The 19,855-nt window shown below is 69.4% G+C and carries 14 protein-coding genes; 7 read left to right on the plus strand and 7 right to left on the minus strand.

Going from position 1 to position 19,855, the window contains the following annotated elements; translation table 11 throughout:
- Window positions 1-728 precede the first annotated feature (728 nt).
- On the plus strand, window positions 729-1,067 hold the full coding sequence (locus D7X96_RS39545) for a hypothetical protein (protein WP_147468306.1): 339 nt from the start codon (window positions 729-731) through the stop codon (window positions 1,065-1,067).
- On the opposite strand, the gene D7X96_RS14545 is transcribed toward D7X96_RS39545, so the two are convergent.
- Both D7X96_RS14545 and D7X96_RS14550 read right to left on the minus strand, forming a co-directional pair.
- Entirely contained in the window at window positions 1,027-7,116 is a 6,090-nt protein-coding gene (locus D7X96_RS14545) for an ATP-binding protein (protein WP_370450122.1), read from the minus strand. The two genes, D7X96_RS39545 and D7X96_RS14545, sit on opposite strands and share 41 nt — an antisense overlap.
- Window positions 7,117-7,245: 129 nt before the next feature.
- Window positions 7,246-7,737 carry a DUF2867 domain-containing protein gene (locus D7X96_RS14550; protein WP_121769981.1) on the minus strand — a complete coding sequence of 164 codons (492 nt, stop codon included), beginning with the start codon at window positions 7,735-7,737 and terminating at the stop codon, window positions 7,246-7,248.
- Window positions 7,738-7,821: 84 nt separating this feature from the next.
- Here D7X96_RS14550 and D7X96_RS14555 point away from each other — a divergent pair, with 84 nt between their 5' ends.
- On the plus strand, window positions 7,822-9,153 hold the full coding sequence (locus D7X96_RS14555) for a carotenoid oxygenase family protein (protein ID WP_121769982.1): 1,332 nt from the start codon (window positions 7,822-7,824) through the stop codon (window positions 9,151-9,153).
- 247 nt (window positions 9,154-9,400) lie between these two features.
- On the opposite strand, the gene D7X96_RS14560 is transcribed toward D7X96_RS14555, so the two are convergent.
- Window positions 9,401-9,787 (minus strand): winged helix-turn-helix transcriptional regulator, encoded by a 387-nt coding sequence (locus D7X96_RS14560; RefSeq protein WP_120549493.1) that lies wholly within the window; start codon window positions 9,785-9,787, stop codon window positions 9,401-9,403.
- A gap of 97 nt (window positions 9,788-9,884) precedes the next feature.
- On the opposite strand from D7X96_RS14560, the gene D7X96_RS14565 reads away from it, so the two are divergent.
- On the plus strand, window positions 9,885-10,706 hold the full coding sequence (locus D7X96_RS14565; protein ID WP_121770007.1) for an alpha/beta fold hydrolase: 822 nt from the start codon (window positions 9,885-9,887) through the stop codon (window positions 10,704-10,706).
- A gap of 31 nt (window positions 10,707-10,737) precedes the next feature.
- Here D7X96_RS14565 and D7X96_RS40925 read toward each other — a convergent pair whose 3' ends face one another.
- Window positions 10,738-11,673 (minus strand): GNAT family N-acetyltransferase, encoded by a 936-nt coding sequence (locus D7X96_RS40925; protein WP_244219585.1) that lies wholly within the window; start codon window positions 11,671-11,673, stop codon window positions 10,738-10,740.
- 74 nt (window positions 11,674-11,747) lie between these two features.
- On the opposite strand from D7X96_RS40925, the gene D7X96_RS14575 reads away from it, so the two are divergent.
- From D7X96_RS14575 to D7X96_RS14590, 4 genes are all read left to right on the plus strand, one after another.
- On the plus strand, window positions 11,748-12,923 hold the full coding sequence (locus D7X96_RS14575; RefSeq protein ID WP_121769983.1) for a trypsin-like serine protease: 1,176 nt from the start codon (window positions 11,748-11,750) through the stop codon (window positions 12,921-12,923).
- A gap of 59 nt (window positions 12,924-12,982) precedes the next feature.
- Window positions 12,983-14,713 carry a DNA primase gene (gene dnaG, locus D7X96_RS14580; protein WP_121769984.1) on the plus strand — a complete coding sequence of 577 codons (1,731 nt, stop codon included), beginning with the start codon at window positions 12,983-12,985 and terminating at the stop codon, window positions 14,711-14,713.
- Window positions 14,714-14,788: 75 nt separating this feature from the next.
- On the plus strand, window positions 14,789-15,100 hold the full coding sequence (locus tag D7X96_RS14585; RefSeq protein WP_120549496.1) for a MazG nucleotide pyrophosphohydrolase domain-containing protein: 312 nt from the start codon (window positions 14,789-14,791) through the stop codon (window positions 15,098-15,100).
- A 77-nt stretch (window positions 15,101-15,177) separates the two neighbouring features.
- On the plus strand, window positions 15,178-16,902 hold the full coding sequence (locus tag D7X96_RS14590) for a phospholipase D-like domain-containing protein (protein WP_121722760.1): 1,725 nt from the start codon (window positions 15,178-15,180) through the stop codon (window positions 16,900-16,902).
- Window positions 16,903-16,942: 40 nt separating this feature from the next.
- Here D7X96_RS14590 and D7X96_RS14595 read toward each other — a convergent pair whose 3' ends face one another.
- The 3 genes from D7X96_RS14595 to D7X96_RS14605 form a co-directional block, all read right to left on the minus strand.
- Entirely contained in the window at window positions 16,943-17,179 is a 237-nt protein-coding gene (locus D7X96_RS14595) for a hypothetical protein (RefSeq protein WP_120549498.1), read from the minus strand.
- A 144-nt stretch (window positions 17,180-17,323) separates the two neighbouring features.
- Window positions 17,324-18,676, minus strand: coding sequence for a GON domain-containing protein (locus D7X96_RS14600; protein ID WP_121769985.1), 1,353 nt, complete (start codon window positions 18,674-18,676; stop codon window positions 17,324-17,326).
- Between the two features lie 189 nt (window positions 18,677-18,865).
- Window positions 18,866-19,813: an AraC family transcriptional regulator gene (locus D7X96_RS14605; protein WP_120549500.1), complete on the minus strand. Its 948-nt coding sequence runs from the start codon at window positions 19,811-19,813 to the stop codon at window positions 18,866-18,868.
- Window positions 19,814-19,855 lie beyond the last annotated feature (42 nt).

Raw genomic sequence — 19,855 nt, forward strand, 5'->3', positions numbered from 1 at the left:
AACCGGAATCAAAGTGGTGATTCCAGTGGATGTATTACGTCAACTGCCTTGCTTCTGACCAGCCTTCTGTTCATCCAGGCCGACATCCAAGCCCTGCCATGTCAGTCACGTGCGGCTCGCAATGGCTGTAGGCAGGTTGGGATTGATGACAGGAGGTGGCAAATGAACATGAAATCAAAAGCACGGACACTCCATTTTGCGATCGCCACACTGATTGCTCTCGCGCCCTTGCTGGCCTTCCCACAGGTCCCCAATCCCAATAAATTGAAGAATCCAAACAAGCCGAACCCTCTATTGAGCATCCCTGGGCTCGGGAGCGGTCCCTGTAAAGTGGACTGCGACTCGTGCAATTTCGGGGAATTCCAGGGATGCCTCCTGAAGAGTTGCCCAATGGCGAACTCCGGAGCTGCAGTGCCTGGCAACGCCAGGTGCCAGATCGACGCATCAAGCCAGCGCGCAATGGCAGAGGTGGCATGCAAGCAGCAGCAGAAATGCTGCAACAGAAAGGATAACACAAGTCGCGAGGGGTTCGAGACCGGCGTTGAGGCGGGCTTTGCTGAACTCAGTACGAAATCCATGTTTGATTCCTACATGGGGACTGACACACGGAACGCGCGTCATTCAAAATACCTGCGACCCCAATTCCAAGTCCCAGCTCTTTTGGGTAAGGCAGTGTTGAGTGTGCCCAGGCGTCGAAATGGGCGAGCCCAACGCAACTGCACTGGGCGGTGATTGGAGTTCCTCGTCCGAGCCCGCCGTCACAGTGGGTTCGGACGCGGAGTTCTAGTTTCGCGGCCATCCTCACCCGGCTGGACCAGCTGGTGCCCGGCCCCGGCGCCCTGGGCGAACGTGTGCAGCGCTTCCACCAACGCTTCGTCTGGTTCAAAGGCCATGCGACCAGCGTCATCCAGCGCAACACCGACCTGCCGGGCTTCATCTGGCGCGCCGTCCTGCTCGCCGCGCGCGAGGGCTATCCCAGCAACCACGTCTCCAACTCGCTGCTGGATCGGCACCTGCCACCAGACGTCAACCTACCGGGGGCACGTCCAGCGGCAACACCGTGGTGAAGGTGGCGCCTCCGCCCTCCGTGGGCTCCAGGTGGAGGCTTCCCCCGTGGGCCTCCGCGATGTGGCGGGCCATCCACAGGCCCAGCCCGAAGCCGCCGTGGTGGTTCGCGGGCACCGCGCGCTCGAAGCGCCCGAAGACGCGCTCCTGGTCCTCCTGTCCGACGCCGTCGCCGTGGTCCCGGACCGCCAGGCTCACCCGGCTCGCCGCGCGCGCCACGCGCACCTCCACGGGTTTTCCCGTCCCGAACTTGAGCGCGTTGTCCACGAGGCTGTCGAGCAGCTGATCCATCCTCGCGCGGTCGTAGTGCCCCACCACCGGCAGGGGCGCCTCCAGCGTCAGCACGCAGTCCGCGCGAAGGGCCTTCTCCCTTGAGCGCTCCACCACGGCGGCCGCGAGCTGTGCCAGGTCGACCTCCTCGCGTGAGAGGTCCAGCGGCCCGGTGACGAACTCCGACACGTCCACCAGCTGCTCCACCAGGCGCGCCAGGCGCTGGAGGTGTTTCTCCGTCGTCCGCGCCTTGAGCCGCGTGGTGTCTGGCGCCGCGTCCGCGGCCGGGACGTCCAGGCCGCGCACCAGGGACTGGATGTTGAGCGACAGGGCGCTCACGGGCGTGCGCAGCTCATGGCTGACCAGCCGGAGGAACTCGTCCCGCGTCCGCACGGACTCGCGCAGCGCGTCCCGCTCCACCTCGTTGCGGACCACCTCCCGGCGCACGCGGGCCATCTCCAGCTGGGTGCGCACCCGCCCCAGGAGCTCGCGCGCGGAGAAGGGCTTCACCAGGTAGTCATCCGCGCCGATCCCCAGGCCCTCCACCGTGGCCTCGTCGCCTGCTCGCGCGGACAGCAGGATGATGGGGATGGCGCGCGTGCGCTCGTCGGCGCGCAGCGCGCGCACCAGGCCAAAGCCATCCAGCACCGGCATCATCACGTCGGAGAGGATGAGGTCCGGCGGCCGGACGCGCGCCTGCTCCAGCGCGTCCTGCCCGTCGCGGGCGGTCTCCACGTGGCGGAAGACGTGCTTGAGCAGCCCCGTGACGTAGATGCGCAGGTCGGCGTTGTCGTCCACGAGGAGGATGCGGGAGCGCGAGAGCTCCTCGGGAACCTCCGGAGCCACCGGAGCCAGGGCCCCGGACGCGGGAGTGGCCACGGCGTCCGTGACGACGACGTCCGTGGACCAGCGGCGCGCCTCCTCCACGAACGGTGTGGCGCCCGAGGCCACCGGATGGGGCCGGGACGTGCGCTCGACGCGCTCCGGGGGCAGGTGGGCCGTCCCCCGGGGCAGCCGCACGGTGAAGGTGGTGCCCCTGCCCAGCTGGCTCGTCACCGCGACGCCGCCCCCGTGCAGCTTCAACAGCTCCTGCACCAGCGCGAGCCCGATGCCCGTCCCCTCGTGGCTGCGGCCCTGGGTGACGCGGACGCGGTAGAAGCGCTCGAAGACGCGCGGGAGTTCCTCCTCGGGGATGCCCACCCCCGTGTCCTCGACGCTCAACACGGCCTGCGCGTCCTCCCAGCGCAGGCTCACGCGGATCTCCCCGTGGTGGGTGTACTTCACCGCGTTGGAGAGCAGGTTGAGGACAACCTTCTCCCACATCTCCGGGTCCACGTAGACGGGCTCGGGCAGGGGCGGGCAGTCCACCTCCAGCCGCAGGCCCGCGCTCTCCACCGCGGACCGGAAGGCGCTCGCGAGGCTCGTGGTGAAGGCGGACAGGTCCACGGGCGCGTAGCGGGCCTGGGCCCGGCCCGCCTCCATCCGGGAGAAGTCGAGCAGCGTGTTGACCAGCTTGTAGAGCCGCAAGGCATTGCGGCGCACGAGGTCGAGCGGCTCTCCCTCCAGTGCCTTTTCAGGCTTCGCCAGCGCGTCCTCGACGGGGCCGAGGATGAGCGTGAGCGGCGTGCGGAACTCGTGACTCACGTTGCTGAAGAACGCCGTCTTGGCCGCGTCCAGCCGGGCCAGCTCCTCGGCCCGCTGCTTCTCCTGCTCGTAGGCGCGGGCACTGGAGATGCTCGCGGCCAGCTGCCGCGCCAGCAGTTGCAGGAAGCCCCGGTACTCGTCGTCCAGCGCGCGCAGCGGGCTCAGGCCGGCCACGAGCACGGCCATGGTGTCCGCCTCCGCGCCCATGGGCACCGGGAGGAGCAGGGCGCGCGTCGTGGGCTCGGGCCAGGGTCCGCCGGGGAGGGGACCGAAGCGCCGCGCCAGGTCCTCCAGCAGGACCTCCTGCCGCGCCTCGGTGACGCTCGAAAGAGGCCACGAGGATGTATCGCCCGCCGCCAGCGTCACGGGCGCGGCGGCCGCGCCGCGCTCCAGGCCCGCGCAGCTGACCAGGCGCGCCTGATCCGCCTTCACCAGGTAGAGCAGCGCGAAGGGCGCGTCGTGCGCCGCCTGCGCGAGCACGCCCTCCAGCGAGCGGAAGATGCCCTCGACCGTCTTGTCCAGCGCCGTGCGGATGGACAGCTCCCGGAGGATGGCCAGCCGGCGGTCGCCCACCACCTGCCGCGTCGTCTCGCTCGCGATGGCGAACATCCCGGCGATCTCCCCCGACTCGCCGATGGTCGGGTTGTAGGACCAGGTGAAGTACGACTCCTCCCGCAGGCCGCCGGGACGGCGCGCGAAGTTGACGTTGCCGTCCTCGATGTAGATGGGCTCGCCCGTGTCCTGGGCGCGCTTGATCAACGGGCCCAGCTGCCCCCACTCCTCGACGAGCGCCTCGCTGCCGCGCGCGCCCAGCGTCTGGGGATGCTTCGCGCCCAGGATGGGCCGGAACGGATCGTTGTAGAGCATCCGCAGCTCCGGGCCCCAGAAGAGGATGATGGGGTAGGGCGAGCGCAGCATCGTGCTGACGGACGTGCGCAGGGACTGCGGCCATTGCTCCAGCAAGCCCAGTGAGTTCGTGGACCAGTCATGGGCCCGCATCATGGCGCCCATGTCGCCGCCCTGCTGGATGAAGGGCTCCTCCGCGGCCGGTAGCGCGGACGGCATGGGCTCTCGCGGTGCAACGCGTGGGACGGGCGCGGCGAGGGCCCGGGGCCCCGGTTCGCGCGGAAGGGTGAAGTGGAAGGTGGTGCCCTGGCCGGGCTCGCTCTCCACCCAGATGTGCCCGCCGTGGCTCTCCACGATGCCCTTCGTGATGGAGAGGCCCAGGCCATGTCCGTCGCGCCGCCGCTGAGATGTGTGCCAGTAGCGGTCGAACAGGTGCGGCTGCATGCTGGGGGGGATGCCCGGGCCGGTGTCCGCCACGCTGAAGCGCAGCGCGTCCGCGCCGGGCGCGCGCTCCACCCGGAGGTGGAGGCTGCCACCGGCGGGGGTGAACGACAGCGCGTTGGCCAGGAGATTCCCGAGCGCTTGAAGCACGCGCTCCCTGTCACACTCCAGGGTGAGCCCGGGCTCCTGCTCCACGACGAACGCCAGGCCCTTCTCCGCCGCCTGGGGCTCGAAGAGCTCCCGGACGTCGCGCAGCAGCTCCTCCACCGGCTGCGGGCGGACTTCGATGGCGAGCGTTCCCGCGTCGATGCTCGCCAGGTCGAGCAGGTCCTCGATGAGCCGGTTCATCCGCTCCACGGAGCGGCGGATGGCGTCGGCCTGCTTGCGCGCGCGGGCGGTCGCCTCGGATTCGGGCGGCAGCCGCTGGAGCAGCTCCGTGGCGGCGCGGATGGCCGTCAGCGGCGAGCGCAAATCGTGGCTGACGACGGCGAGCGTCTCCTCACGCAGGCGCGTGGCGCGGCGGGACGCCTCGAGCAGCCGCTGGGTCTCCGCCGCGTGCGCGCGCTCCGCGGCCAGGGCCTCCTGGCGCAGCCGCGCCAACATGAGCTGGGCGTTGACGCGCGCGATGAGCTCGTTCGCGGAGAAGGGCTTGACGAGGTAGTCGTCCGCGCCGCTGTCGAGCCCCGCGATGGTGGCCTCCTCCCCCGCGCGCGCGGACAGCAGGATGATGGGAATGGCGCGGGTGCGCTCGTCCGTGCGCAGGGCCTGGACCAGCTGAAGGCCATTCATCCCCGGCATCATCACGTCGGAGAGGATGAGGTCGGGCGCATGAGCGCGCGCGGCGGCGAGCGCGGCTTCGCCCTCGTTCACCGCCTCCACGCTCCAGCGGGGTTCCAGGAGCCGGGTGAGGTAGGCGCGCATGTCCGCGTTGTCGTCCACCACCAGGATGCGGGCGTCCGCGCCAACAGTGGGCCGCGGCGCGACGTGCGCGGGCCCGCTCCACTGCGAGAGCTCCGCGAGGAACGCATCGGGGCCGATGCTGGTGGCCGGGAGCGCCGGCGCGTCCGGCTTGCGGGGCAGGTGCGCGGAGCCGGTGGGCAGGAGGACGCGGAAGGTGCTCCCCTGGCCCGGCGCGCTGGTCACCGTCACCTGTCCGCCGAGCAGGTGCACCAGCTCCCGCACCAGCGACAGGCCAATGCCTGTGCCCTCGTGGCTGCGCCCTCGCGCGCCCTCCACGCGGTGGAAGCGCTCGAAGACGCGCTGCTGCTCCTCCTCCGGGATGCCAATGCCCGTGTCCTGGACGGTGAACTCCACCTGTTCGCCCAGCCACTTCAGCGCGAGGCGGATCTCTCCCTCGAGGGTGAACTTGAAGGCGTTGGAGAGGAGGTTGAGGACGATCTTCTCCCAGAGCGAAGGGTCCACCTGGACGGGCTCGGGCAGGTCAGGGCAGTCCACGCGCAGCGAGAGCCCGGCGGCCGCGGTCGCGGAGGTGAAGTGGCTCGCGAGGTCCACGGTGAGCGCGGAGAGGTCCGTCGGGACGAAGGACACCTGGGCGCGCCCTGCCTCCAGGCGGGCGAAGTCGAGCAGCGTGTTGACCAGCTTCTGGAGGCGCAGGCCGTTGCGGCGCACCGCCTCCTGGCGCTCCCGCTGCGCCGGAGGCAGGGGCTGCCGGTCATCCGCGAGGCCCTCCTCGATGGGGCCCAGCATCAGGGTCAGCGGCGTGCGGAACTCGTGGCTGACATTGGAGAAGAAGGCCGTCTTCGCGCGGTCGAGCTCCGCCAGGGCCTCCGCCCGCTTCTTCTCCTCTTCGTAGGCGCGGGCATTGCCGAGCGCCGTCGCGAGGTGATCCGCCACCAGCCCCAGGAACCCGCGGTAGTCGTCGTCCGGAGCGCGCCTCGCGCTCACACCCGCGACGAGGAAGCCATAGGGGCGCTCGGCGCCGGCGCGCGTGATGGGGAAGAGCCACGCCGTGCCGGGGGACTCCGGCCACCTTCCGCCGGGCAGCGGCCCGAAGCGCGCCTGCACGTCCGGGACGAACACGGGCCCCTGGGCGTCGCTCGCCTCCGCGAAGGGCCACGCGGCGCCGGCCGGGTCCGTGCCGAAGAGCGCGGCGGGCGTGGCGGTGTCCTGCCCCCAGCCCGTCGCCGCCACCAGCTCCTGGCCCGCGTCCCCCTGGCGGTAGAGCAGGGCGAAGGGGATGTCGAAGCCGTTGGTCTCCAGCGCGGCCGCCGCTTCGCGCCAGGCGTCCTCTTCGCGCTTCACCGTCCCCGTCCGTGCCGCCAGGTCCCGCAGCGTCCGCAGCCGCCGCTCGCCCAGCACCCGGCCGGTGGTCTCCGTGAGGGTGACGAGCACGCCCCCGACGCCGCCGGTCTCATCCCGGATGGGGCTGTAGGAATAGGTGAAGTAGCACTCCTCGAGGTAGCCATTGCGGTCCAAGGGCAGCATCCAGTCCTCGGAGCCGACCGCCGTGCCCTGCCTGACGCCCTCGAACATCGGGCCGATGATGTGCCAGCTCTCCGCGAACGTGCTCTGCGCGCTGTGGCCCATGGCGGCCGGGTGCTTCGTCGCGCCCAGCACCGGACGGTAGCCGTCGTTGTAGAACTGGACCATCTGGGGTCCCCACGCGATGTACATGGGGAAGCGCGACTCGAGCAGGATGCTCACCGCCGTGCGCAGGGACTGGGGCCACGTCCCGGGCGCTCCCACGGGAGTCCGCGTCCAGTCGATGGAGCGCATGAGCGCGCCCATCTCGCCTCCACCTTCGAGCACCGCTGCCGCCTCGCGGCGGTGAACGTCCGAAGTCTTTGAATCACCGGAGGCCGGCGTGCCCGTGCGGGTCGAGGAGCTCATCAAGAGCATCCGTTAACACACGCAAAACAGGGCCGGGCGGAGCCTGTGACGCGAAGGTTGGCCCCTCGACGCCGGCCCGGGAGGGCGACCGTCCGGACCCCTTCCCCGGGAGGTTGCTCGCACTCTGCGTCAGGGCCGGCGGACGGACCTCGCCGCGTGGCGGGCCATGCGGGCAACGACGAGGTGATGGAATGGCCGGATGACGTTGAAATACACGGGGCCGGCCCAGTTCCGGTAATGCACCAGCGTCACCACGTGGAAGCGCCGGCGGGGGCCTTCCGAGGGCTCCACGACCACGGCCAGCGTGGCCTCCAGGTGCGTGTCCACGGCCGACACCACCCACACGTGCTCTTCCTCGGCATGGCGCACGGTGAAGAACGAGGCCGCGCTGCCCGGCGTCATCGGAATGTCCTCGGGCCGCGACAGGCGCTGCTGGGGGATGCCTTGCTGCCGCATCCCGAGCAGCCGCACGAACACGGCGCGAACCCGGTACAGCGCGCTCACCCACGCGGGCTGGTAGGACATGAGGCCTGCCAGGAACTGGCGCAACGTGGCCTGGGACTCCACCGTCTTCACATCCACGTGATCCGCATCCTGCGCGAAGGAGGTGCGGACGCTCATTCCGGTGTGAGAGCCGCCGCGCTCGCCTCTTATTCTACCCGGGTGATATTGACGGGGTATTTATACCCGGATAGAAATAGCGCCATGACTGCCTTCGATTTGAGCCGTGGCGCGGGCGCGCCGGTCGCCGACGAGGTCGACCTCGTTGAACTGCGCGTCACCGGGAGCATCCCGCGCGAGCTTGATGGAACGCTGCTGCGCAACGGTCCGAACCCGCTGCGCGGCCGCTTCGAGGGCAACGACGTGCTGTCGTGGTGGCCGGAAGCCGCGATGCTGCATGCGATCGCGTTCGAGGACGGCCGCGCGGTCAGCTACCGGAACCGCTGGGTGCGCACGCGCCGCTGGGCGGACGTGTACGCGCCCGAGCAGGCGCCGCAGTTGACCGACACCAATCCGAACGTGAACGTGTTGCTGCACGCGGGCGAATTGCTGGCGTTGGCGGAGGGTGGGGCGCCGCTCGCGATCACCGCCGGGCTCGATTCACTCGGCGCGCCCCAGCGGCACGCAGTGCCTGGCGGCGGGATGACCGCGCATCCCAAGGTCGATCCGCTGACGGGCGAGCTCATTGCGTTTCGAGCGGACTGGCGCGCGCCGTGGCTGCGCTATGGCGTCGTGGACGCGCAGGGTGTGCAGCGCGTTGACGTCGTTGTCGACGTGCCAGCGCCGTCCATGATGCATGACATTGCCATCACCGCGACCCGCAGCCTGCTGCTCGACGTGAACGTCGGGTACGACTTTTCGATGCTGAAGCAGGGCCACCGGATGCCGTTGCGCTGGCACGACGACCGGCAGGCGCGCATCGGGGTCATCCCGAGGCACGGCGGCGACGTGCGCTGGTTTGGCATCGAGCCCTGCTTCCTCATGCACGTCGTCAATGCGTATGACCGCGACGAAGCATGTGTCGTGCTCGATGTGGTCCGCTACCCGTGGTACCTGCGGCTCGACGCGAGCACGGGCAGGTTCGCCGACAACCCCGTCGGCGTGCTCTGGCGCTATGTGATTGATACGGCGAACGGCCGGGTCGACGAAGGGCCGCTCACCGATGGCGGGCTCGAACTGCCGCGCATCAACGAGAGCCGGACCGGGCGCCACTACCGCTACCTGTATGCGACCGAGCAGCCGAACCCCGCTGAGATGCGCGGCGTGGTCCGCTTCGATCACGAGCGCGGTGAGACGACGCGCTACGCGGTCCCGGAAGGCGACCAGAACAGCGAGCCCGTGTTCGTGCCGCGCCCGGGAGGCGTCGACGAGGACGACGGCTGGTTGATGGTGATGGTGTATCGCGCGGCGACGGACTCCAGTGACCTCGTGATTCTCGACGCACGTGCGATCCACGACGAGCCCGTCGCGACCGTTCACCTGCCGCGCCGGGTGCCCGCCGGTTTTCACGGCGCGTGGGTGCCTCGGGTGCGCTGAAAGGAAGGGGGCGTTGGCCGCCCGCCCTGGATCCGACCGGAGGATTTGCGCAATCCAGGGGGGCCGATGTGCCGTCGCCCAGCTACAAGCGCAACGCCCTGGTGCCCCTCACGACGCTCGTGACGCGAGGAACAGGCTCCGCGACGGCCAGCGTGCGGTTCAGTGTCCTCCGTCCGGATGGCCTCACGGACGCGCTCCCCGTGTCCACGGATGCCAGGGGCAAGGCGGCGTGGAGCTACGGCAGCTCTCACGACGCGTGCTCGCGGTCGTGGGTGGAGTCAAAGCGCTCGCGGGCCTTCTTGACGACGCCGATGTGGTCGATGGACCAGTTCCTGAGCGCGTCAACGATGCCGTAGAGCGAGCGGCCCAGCGGCGTCACCTCGTATTCCACCGTGACGGGGACCGTCGCGAAGACGCGGCGCTCGACAAGGCCGTTGCGCTCGAGCCGGCGCAGCGTCTGGCCGAGCATCTTCTGCGTGATGCCTTCCACCTTGCGCTTCAGTGCATTGAAGCGCACCGGTCCGTCGGAGAGCGCGAGCAGCAGCAGCACCGACCACTTGTCAGCGAGCTGGTCGAGCAGCTCCCGCGTCGGGCACGTCGCGACGAAGGGGCCTCCCGGTTTGCGTGTGGCCATCGTGGTCTCCTCCAGGTGCCTTGGTCCCATCCAAGTACCCTGGTCGCCTCCTGGTATCCTCTTGATACCACCCAGCCCCGGGCACATGGTGGGTCCCATGAACGACTTCCAGCATGACGTCGTCGAGGCCAACGGGATTGCCATCCACGTCGCATCGGCCGGCAGGGGGCCGCCGCTCCTCTTCCTCCACGGGTTTCCGCACACCTGGTTCGTCTGGAGGAACGTGATGCGGGAGCTCGCCAGCGAGCATCACGTCATCGCACCGGACCTCCGGGGGCTCGGGGCCACGACCCGGGCGGCGTCGGGCTATGACCTCGACACGCTCGTCGCCGACACGCTCGCAGTGCTCGACGCGCACACGCAGGAGCCCGCGGTCATCATCGGCCTCGACCTCGGCGCGCCGATCGCGTTCCTCACCGCCGCGCGCCACCCCGAACGTGTGAAGAAGCTCGTCGTCATGGAGGCGCTGCTCGGTGGGCTGCCTGGCGCGGAGACGTTCCGTCCGCCGTGGTGGTTCGCGTTCCATGCCATCCCCGGCATGCCGGAGGAGGTCATCTCGGGCCGCGAGGAGGCGTATCTCGACCACTTCTTCACCATCGGCACGAAGCGCGGCCTCCCTGTCGAGGCGCGCGCCGCATTCCTGGAGGCATACCGTGGCAGGGACTCACTCCGCTGCGCCTTCGCGCACTACCGCGCGCTCCCTGAAAACGCACAGCGCCTTGCGAAGGTCGAACGCCTGACCGTCCCGGCGCTCGCGATCTCCGGGGGCGTCGTCGGCGACTCACTCGCGCGTCAAGTCGCTCCGCTGTGCGACCACCTCCAGACCGCGCGCCTCGCCGACGCCGCGCACATCCTGCCCGAGGATCAACCCGCGGCGCTCGCGGCGCTCCTGCGAGGCTTCGCCCTGCCTCGGGGCTGAGCGTGCCGTCCTCGACGCCCCAAAGACCGGGCTACAACAGGCGGCAGAGCCACACGCTGGGAATGGCGGCATGGAAGCCGGCCTTCTCGTAGGCGCGCCGTGCCGCCGCGTGACTCGCATCGCCACCGGTCGCCACGGTGGCGACCCTGGCGCCCGCGCGCTTCATGTGGCCGAGCGCGTATTCGTAGAGCCTCGTCCCGACCCCATGGCCGGCGTGAGCGGGATGGACCGCATTCAGGCCTATCTCGCCAATGAGCGTCTCCGGGTCGACCTTCACCGCGACGAAGCCGACCACGTGCAGCTGGACCACGGCCACGAACACGTCCCAGCCCGAGTCCGGAGCGATGAGTCCCCGAAGTATGTCGGCCTGGACTGCGTCCTGCTTCGCTTGCGCAAGCTCGTAGATCTCGTCGCCCAGGAGCGAACGGAACGACGCGAACACGGGCTCGAAGGCGGCTCGGCGGATGTCCTCGAGAGTCATTCCGTCGGCGTTCGCTGCGTGCCTGATGTGGAATCGCCGCCGCGCGCTGTCGCGATTGAAGGAATTCCAGATGTAGTCACGGGCCTCGTCGCTCAACCCCAGCGCCTCGGCGCGCTCGAGCAGCGACTTCAGCTCCTCGGCGCTCAACAACTGCCGCAGCTCCGCGTGGTACTCCTGCCGCCAGAACTGGTGCACCAGCACCCGGGCCGCCACCTCACGCAATTCCTGCTCGTCGCCGACGACGAGGGCCTTCGCTATCCGCTCCAGGACGGTGCTCCGCTCCAGCAGGGCCCCCCGCTTCATGCACAGGTCGCTCAGCGCCCGGAGCGCATTCGCTCGCTGCCGGGCGGAGAGCTGGCCCTGTTCAAGTATCTCCACCAGTGCGTCGAACACCTCGGGTCCGCGCTTTCGGAACTCCAAAAGGTCGACGGGGACCCGCCACTTGTCCAACTCATTGATGAGCCAGCGATACGCCTTCGCGTCCATGACGGATACACTCTCAGTCCAGGCGGTGAAAACAAGCCTGCTCGCACCTCAAGGACGAACCATAGAGTGGCCGCATGACCTCTTCCCGCGCGTCCTTCCCGTGGTTCCTTTCCCTGCGTGCCGCCGTCGCGCTGGGCTTCCTGTCCCTGGGAGCTGGCTGTGGCCCCGAAGCGGTCAGTGGCCGGCCCGCCGTGACGGAGTCCGCTCAGCCGCTCCTGGGGGCCACGCCCGCCGCCGCCGGTGAGTTCCCCTGGATGGTGTCCCTCCAGGACTCGGCCGGGAATCACCTGTGTGGCGGCACCATCCTCAACACCCACTGGGTCCTCACCTCCCGTCAGTGCGTGCTGGGGACCGGCACCGTGACGCCCCCGCATCCCAGCACCCTGCGCGTCGCTGCGGGGAGCAACAGCCTGGCGTTGATGAGCATCGCGGTGCAGGTGAGCACGGTGCTGGACATCATTCCCTTCCCTGACTCGTGGAACGCGGCGCAGGGCAAGGACGTGGCGCTCCTGCGGTTGCTCACCCCGCTGACGCTCAATGGCACCACAGTGGCGGCCCTGCCGGTGGCGACGGCCGCGGATGTCTCCGCTGGCTACACGGACCCGGGCGTCATCGCCACGCTCTCAGGCTGGGGACAGACGGCCCCGGGCAGCGCAATCCCAGACGCATTGATGAAGATGAGCGTGCCGCTGATGTCCAACGCGGATGCCTCCCTGGCGCTGGGGCAGCCCGTCACGGTCGACCAACTGGCGGCGGATGGTTCAGCGCAGGGCAACGCCTTCTGCACCGGGGACGTGGGCAGCCCGCTGGTGGTGGACGGAGCCTCCGGGAAGAAGCTGGTCGGCGTCGCCAGCTACAACCCGGGCTGCTCGGCGCCGAACATGTTCGCGCGGGCCTCGTACTTCAAGGGGTTCATCGACATGATCACCCCGCGGCTGAATACCGCGCCCCGGGCGACGCTGAGCTACGTCAGCGCGCCCCAGGGCGGCTGGAAGCATTATTCCCTGACGCTGCCGTCGGGCATCCCCGCGTTCACCGTGTCGCTCCAGAAGGGCACCGGCAATGGCACCCTCTACGTGCGCTACAACGGAGCGCCCACGCTGACGAACTACACCTGCCGCTCCGGCGCCACGGACAGCAACCTGGAGTACTGCTCCATCTTCTATCCAAGCCAGGGGACCTGGTACATCTCCGTGTATGGCGAGACGGCTGTCACCAACGCCTCCATGCTCGGACGTACTTTCTATTGAGGGCTGCGCGGCAGGGGCGTAGGGCGGGTCCGGGGTAGAGTGGCCCTCCGGAACAACCCATGGCATCGCGGCGCATCTCTCCCCAGACCCTCGAAGAGCTGCGCCACCGGGTGGACCTGCCCGGCCTCATCTCACGTCACGTGGCGCTCACTCCGAGCGGGAAGGATTTTCGCGGCCGGTGCCCCTTCCACGAGGAGCGCACCCCGTCCTTCTTCGTCGTCCCGGCAAAGGGCTTCTTCTTCTGCCACGGGTGCCGCGCGCACGGAGACGCGGTGGACTTCCTCCGGCGCATGCTCGGGCTCTCCTTCGGGGAGGCCGTGCGTGAGCTGGCGCGGGAGGTGGGTCTGACGGTGTCCGAAACCGAGGACCCGGCGGCGGACTCAAGCCAGCGCTTGCGCGACGTGACGAGGCTGGCCCAGGAACACTTCCAGACCCAGCTCTGGGGCAGTGAAGGCGCGGCGGCGAGGGCCTATCTGGAGGCGCGGGGCGTCACGGAGGAGACGGCGCGCGCGTTCGGGTTGGGCTGGGCTCCCGAGGCCTGGGACCGGCTCGCGGAGCGGCTCGAGCGCGCGGGGCTGCGGGAGGCGGGACTGGAGACGGGGCTTTTGCAGCCGCGCAAGAAGGGCGCGGGCTGCTACGACTTCTTCCGGGGCCGGGTGATGTTGCCGCTGCGTTCGCCGGACGGCCGCCCCGTGGGCTTCGGAGGACGGCTCCTGTCCGGTGGCGCTGGGGGACCGAAGTACCTCAACTCGAAGGACAGCCCGCTCTTCCACAAGGCGGACACGCTGTTCGGGATGGACCTCGCGCGGGCGGAGATCCGCCGGCTGCATCGCGCGGTGCTGGTGGAGGGCTACTTCGACTGCGTCCTCCTGCACCAGGTGGGGGTGCGCCATGCCGTGGCGCTCTGCTCCACGCACCTGACGCCAGGCCACCTCCAGGTGCTCGCGAGAGCGGAGGCCCGCGAGCTGGTGCTGCTTCTGGACGGGGACGCAGCGGGGCTCGCCGCGGTGGAGCGGCTGTCAGGGCCGCTGCTCGCCGCTGGCGTGGCCACCCGCGTGGCGCTCCTGCCCCAGGGAGAGGATCCAGACACCTTCGCGCTGCGGGAGGGCGCGGCGGGAGTGTCCCGTCTCTTCGACGACGCCCGTCCGCTCACGCGCCACCTCTTCACCTCCGTGCTGCCCGAGGGACGTGAAGCCAGCTTCGAGGAGAAGATGCTCGCGTTGGGACGGCTGCGCGACGTCGTGGCGAAGCTCCCCCCGGGCCTCATGCGCACGGCCTTCCTCGACGCGCTGTCCGCCCACATGGGGCTGCCCTCCTCGGAGCTGGAGGGCGTGCTCTCCGGGCCCCGGCTTCCGGCGCAACCCGCCGCCGTCACGCCCGCCGAGCGCGGCGTGGATGCGCTGGAGGCCCGCGCGGTCGCCTGCGTGCTGCGCAATCCCAGCGTGCGGGACCAGGACGCCTTCGGGGCGTTGGATCATCTTCGGGAGGCGGGGCTGCGAATGGCGCTGGGCACCGCGACCCACGGAGGCATCGCGGCCACCGGCGCGGTGGCGCGGGCCCTCGCGAGCGCCACGCGTTCCCTGCCCACGGAGGAGGACGCGCTGGTGAAGGTCTTCCGCGTCACCTGCTGTGAGCTGTCCCTTCGCCGGCTGGACGCGGAGCTGGCGAAGCTGACCGGGCTCGCTCGCGAACCCCGCCCCAGTGGCGCGACCCTCGCGCGGCTCTCCCAGCGCTCGGAGTTGCGGGCCCTGCGCCACCGGGTGCTCCAGGTGCTCCAGGGCCTTCGCTGAAGACGCCAGCGGACAGCGCGTCCACCGTCACCGTTCGGAGTTGACAGCCACTCGCCGCTGACGGAGCACAAGGGCATGATCGAGCTCCCCGAGCGCGCCGCGATGCCGGACTACCAGCGGTACATCCACGACCTGGAGTCGCTGCACGGCTGGCTCCAGCAGGACCTGGTCCACAACTGCTTCCGGATGGGCGAGGAGGTGGGCGAGCTCTTCAAGGCGGTGCGCCAGTACGAGAAGCGGCCCTCCGAGGCGACGGCTCGCGAGCACGTGGGGGAGGAGCTGGTGGACGTGCTCAACTACCTGCTGGCCATCGCCAACCGCACGGGCGTGGACCTGGAGCAGGCCTTCCGGGAGAAGAACGCGCGGAATCAACAGCGCACCTGGTAAGGCTCGTCACGGCATGGACCGTGCTGACAAGGAGTCCCCACTGATCGTGTTTCACTGGGAACGTGTAGGCTCCGGAAATGAGCAAGCGGACCAGCGACCACAACAGCGCGACCTTCCTGATGGATGGCGAGGAGTTCTTCGGCACCTTCGCCGCCTGTCTGGAGGAGGTGATGCGCAGCGCCACCGAGCCCGTCGAGGTCGAGCCCCTGTCGAAGGGCGAGGGCAAGAAGGTCGCGGACAAGCCGGCTCCCGTGCCCCCGACGACCTACGTGCGGCTGGCCTACTGGGCGATGGAGAAGGGTCTTGTGCTGAAGAAGGACGACCACCACTTCACGATGGAGGCCGCCCTCAAGCAATTGGCGGATGCGGGCGTCCACGTGGAGATCATCCTCTGGGACCCGGACGCCGTGTCCGCGAACGCGGGTGGCGATGACAACTTCGCGAAGAAGGTGGCTCGCGGGAACAAGGCGGTCCACACGGCGCTCCACGGGTACAAGGAAAAGATCCTGGTCTACCTGGAGAGCCACCCGAAGCCCGGGGTGGGCTATGGCTTGCACCAGAAGATGTCTCTCTTCTCCATCGGCGGAAAGCTCAAGGCCCTGGTCGGCGGCTTCAACATGGAGGAGGAGTACTGGGACACCGGCTATCACTGGGGAAAGCACCCCATCCATGGGCACAACCACACCCTGCACGACACGGCGGTGCTGGTGGAGGGGCCCGTGACGTGTGACATCGAGGAGGAGTGGCTGCGCCGCTGGAAGCGGCAGAGCTCGCTGAAGCTCTTCGGGCCCACGCCACCCCATGTGGTGCGAGCGGGAGTCCGGGGGCTCGTGGCGAGCCAGCCGACGGACGGCGGGCACCGCATCTCCGTGCTGACGACGGGCGTGTCGACCCTGTCCACCGACCACAGCATCCGCGATGAGATCAAGACCCTCATCCAGGGCGCCACGACGTATCTCTATGCGGAGAACTACCAGTTCTTCGACCCGGACATCGTCCGCGAGGTCTGCCGGAAGCTGAAGGCGTGGAAGCCCTTCGAGGTCTGCGTGGTGATTCCAGACCCTGTCTGCGATCCAACCCACGCGAACACGCAGCTGTCGCGCATCGCGTACGCGCGGATGCTCCTGGCGAGCTTCAAGGAAAAGGATGGCGTCAAGGGCAAGCTCGACGACGCGCTGCAGGCCATCAAGCTCCAGGGCAGCACCGTGCCAGTGCCCAACGACCCGGCGATGTATCACAAGGTCGTCAACAAGAAGTCCGGCAAGTGGATGGAGGAGGCCAGCCTCCAGGTGGCACCCCGGCCCGTCGAGGGCGTGAAGGTCCAGGCCAGGCCGGTGCAGGTCGCGCTGGAGGCAATTGACAGTCTGGACCTCGCGGAAGGGGTGACGCCGCGTGTCCAGTTCTACTGCCCGGTCCGCTTCCCGGGGCACTCCGGCAACTACGACGACAGCACGAAGATCTACGTGCACTCGAAGCTGATGCTCATCGACTCGAAGCACGTCATCGTGGGCAGCGCCAACTTCGGCTACCGCAGCATGGAGTACGACGGCGAGATGAGCCTGCACATCCAGAGCGATGAGTTCGCGGTCTCGGTGAAGCAGAAGCTCTTCCCTCACTACAACGTGAACTCCCCCAAGGAAGTGCCCGCCGCGCTCCGCGATGGCTCATACGGTGAGGCGGACCGGGTGAAGCTCATTGCCCGGAGTCCGGGACAGCTGGGCATGACCTCCGTCCACGTGAAGGGCTACATGAAGGAGACGATGAAGAGCGCGAGCGTCGCGATGAACTACGAATGGTACTGAGGGTTGGCGTGAGGCGTAGAGGACGCTCGCTCACGTCCGTTCAGGGCGCGGAGCGCCGTTCTTCCAACGCGGCCTCGCCCAGCGCACTGGGGGCGCGGCAGTAGTCGATGCACAGTTGCTCGTTGCCGCAGGTGGTGACGACGGCGCCGATGTTGCAGCGGCGTTCGCAGGGCACGCCGCAGCCACAGACGCCTTGGCATTGAGCCGCGGCGGCCGGCAGCGGCGCGAGGGCCAGGAACGAGGCGGAGGCGAGCAGCGACTTGATCACGGTACGCATGGACAGCTCCCTTGGGTGGACTGCCGCGTCAGCCTCAAGCGATTGTGATTGGGAGTAGATACGTACTTCCGCGTAATGGGGCAGGCTCGTTACCAGACACCCCTGCCGCTCACCGGATGGGAGGGCGGCAGGGGGCAGGAGACCTCACGGCTGCGGCGGGTTGAGCGTCAGCTGCAGCAGGGTGCCGAACTGGTTGTAGGGGTTGTAGCTGCCCTGGGGGCCCGCCCAGCCGCAGCTGCCACCGCCCGACAGGCTGAAGACCTGGTTGGACGCGCTGGGAGTGACGGAGCCACCAGCGCGGTAGCCGCCCACGCCAAAGCGCGAGGGCTGCACGGAGAAGCGCGTGCCGCGCAGGTCCACGTTGGCCTGGGTCTGGATGCCATTGCAGGACATGGCGGCGCCGTAGGTCATGGCCGTCACCGTGTGCGGCGAGTGCGTCAGCTGCCCGGTGGACGTGGCGAAGGTCTGATCACCGGTGTCCACCTGGAGCGTGGCCGGGAGCACGCGCACGCGGGTGTAGCGCGTGCGCACGGTGGTGCCGGGCGAGGGCGAGCCGGCGAGGTACTGCGAGAAGTTGGCGCCTTCCTCCGTGTGCTGGAGCGTGAGGTACTCGCGCGGCGCAGCCCCGTCCATGCCGTGGCACCAGGCGGTCCAGCACTGGTTGGGATCGCGCCCGACGCACAGCGTGTACTCGCCGTCGTGGGTGAGGGAGTAGTCCGTCTGGAGGTCCTTGCAGGTGGCCGGCAGGCGGACCGGGGGGCGGTACTTCAGCTGCAGCAGCGAACCGGTCTGGTTGTAGGGGTTGTAGCTGCCCAGCGGGCCCGTCCAGCCGCAGAAGCCTCCGCCGGAGAGGGTGACGGCCTGTCCACCGTCGCTGGAGACCGCGGTGCCGGAGGCGTCGAAGCCCCCCACGCCGAACAGACTCGAGTCCACCTCGAAGCTCGTGCCGACGAGGTTGATGTTGGCCTGGGCCTGTTCGCCATCGCAGGACATGGCGACGCCAAAGGGCACGGCGCGCACGGTGTCCGGCGAGTGCGTCAGCTCTCCGGTGGAGGTCGCGAAGGTCTGGTCGCCGGTGTCCACCTGGAACGTGTCCGGGTGCAGGCGCACGCGGGTGTAGCGCGTGATCACGCTGGTGCCGGGCGAGGCCCCGCCCGCGAGGTAGCGCGACACGTTGGTGTCCTCCATCTGGAAGGGGAGGGTGAGGTACTCCCGGGGCGTGCCGGCCATGTCGTGGCAGTACGCGGTCCAGTACGCGTCGGGGTCATTGCCCACGTACAGGCCATAGTTCCCGTCCGGAGCGTTCGGGTGGGCGGCATGCACGTCCGCGCACGTCGCGGGCAGCGGGGTGAGCGCCTGGGACGCAGAAGCTTTGGGCGGAGACTCGGAGTCGTTCGCGCCACAGCCCACGGCGAGCGCGGTGAGGCTCCAGGCCAGGGCGCGGGTCGCGCGCTGATGCGAGGTGGAGACGGCGAAGGACTTCGGGGTGGGCTTCATGGGGGTGAGGCTCCTTTGAGGTGGCTGCGGAGCCCTTCCATGGCAAGGGCGGGGCCAGCGGCGAGGCGCGCGGGCTCCAGCTGGGATTTCACGGTGTTGCGCGGGCTGACGGGCTCCCGGCGGAGGCGGCTCCCGAGCGAACGTGCCAGGACTGGCACGCGCGTGGGGGCGCCCCAGGGGACGCGGATGTCAGGGCCCTTGGACTTCCTCACGCGCCTTGCGCCGGTACTCGCCGGGCGGCATGCCCATCTCCCGCCGGAAGGCGCGATTGAAGGCGAACTCGGACTCGTAACCCACGCGGACCGCGATGGCCGCGAGCCCGTCCTGTCCCTCGCGCAGCGCCTGCGCGGCCTCCTGCATCCGAAGCCGCGTGAGGTACTCATGCGGCGCCACGCCCACCTCGCTCGCGAAGCGCCGCGCGAGCGTCGCCCTGGAGGTCCCCGAGCGCTGAGCCAGCTCTCCCACGGTCCAATTCCGCCCCGGCTCCGCGTGCATCCAACCCAGGGCGCTGGCGAGCGTCCTGTCGCCGAGCGCCCCCAACCAGCCCGCACCGCCCGGCGGCTGCGCGTCCGCCCAGGCACGGAGCACCTGCACCAGGAGGATGTCGAGCAACCGGGAGACGATGACCGAGGAGCCCCGCTCGCCCCGCGCGTACTCCTGTTCGAGCATCGACACCGTGGGCAACAGCGCACGCGCGTCCTCGGAGGCCCCTCGCAGGTGGACCCGCTCGGGAAGCAGCCGCAACACGGGATGTGCCCCCGGCTCGTCGAACGCGAAGAAGCCGCAGAGCATCCGCGACTCCACGCCGGAGCCGCCCAGCACATACCCGGAAGCTCCTTCACCTCGTGACGCCAACCAATCCTCGACCCGCTGCTTGGGACTGCGAGGCGAGTCCGCCACGGCATGCCCGTCGCCGCGCGGCAGCAGCACGACATCCCCCGGCCCCAGCGCGACGGAGTCCCGGCCCTGCGTGAGGTGACAGGTGCCCGCGATGACCAGGTGCAGGGTCGCCGTGGTCGTGGGCGCGAAGCGCAGCCCCCAGGGGGCCCGCGCCACGGTGCGGCAGTAGAGCTGCCCCCGCAGACGGGTTCGCTCGAGGATCTGCCCCAGCAGATCGGAAGCATGCGTGAGGTCCATGCCCTCGAAGCTAGCAGCGGGCTGTCCCCGACGCTCGCGGCC

The organism is Corallococcus interemptor (genome assembly GCF_003668875.1).
In the GTDB taxonomy this organism is placed as follows: domain Bacteria; phylum Myxococcota; class Myxococcia; order Myxococcales; family Myxococcaceae; genus Corallococcus; species Corallococcus interemptor.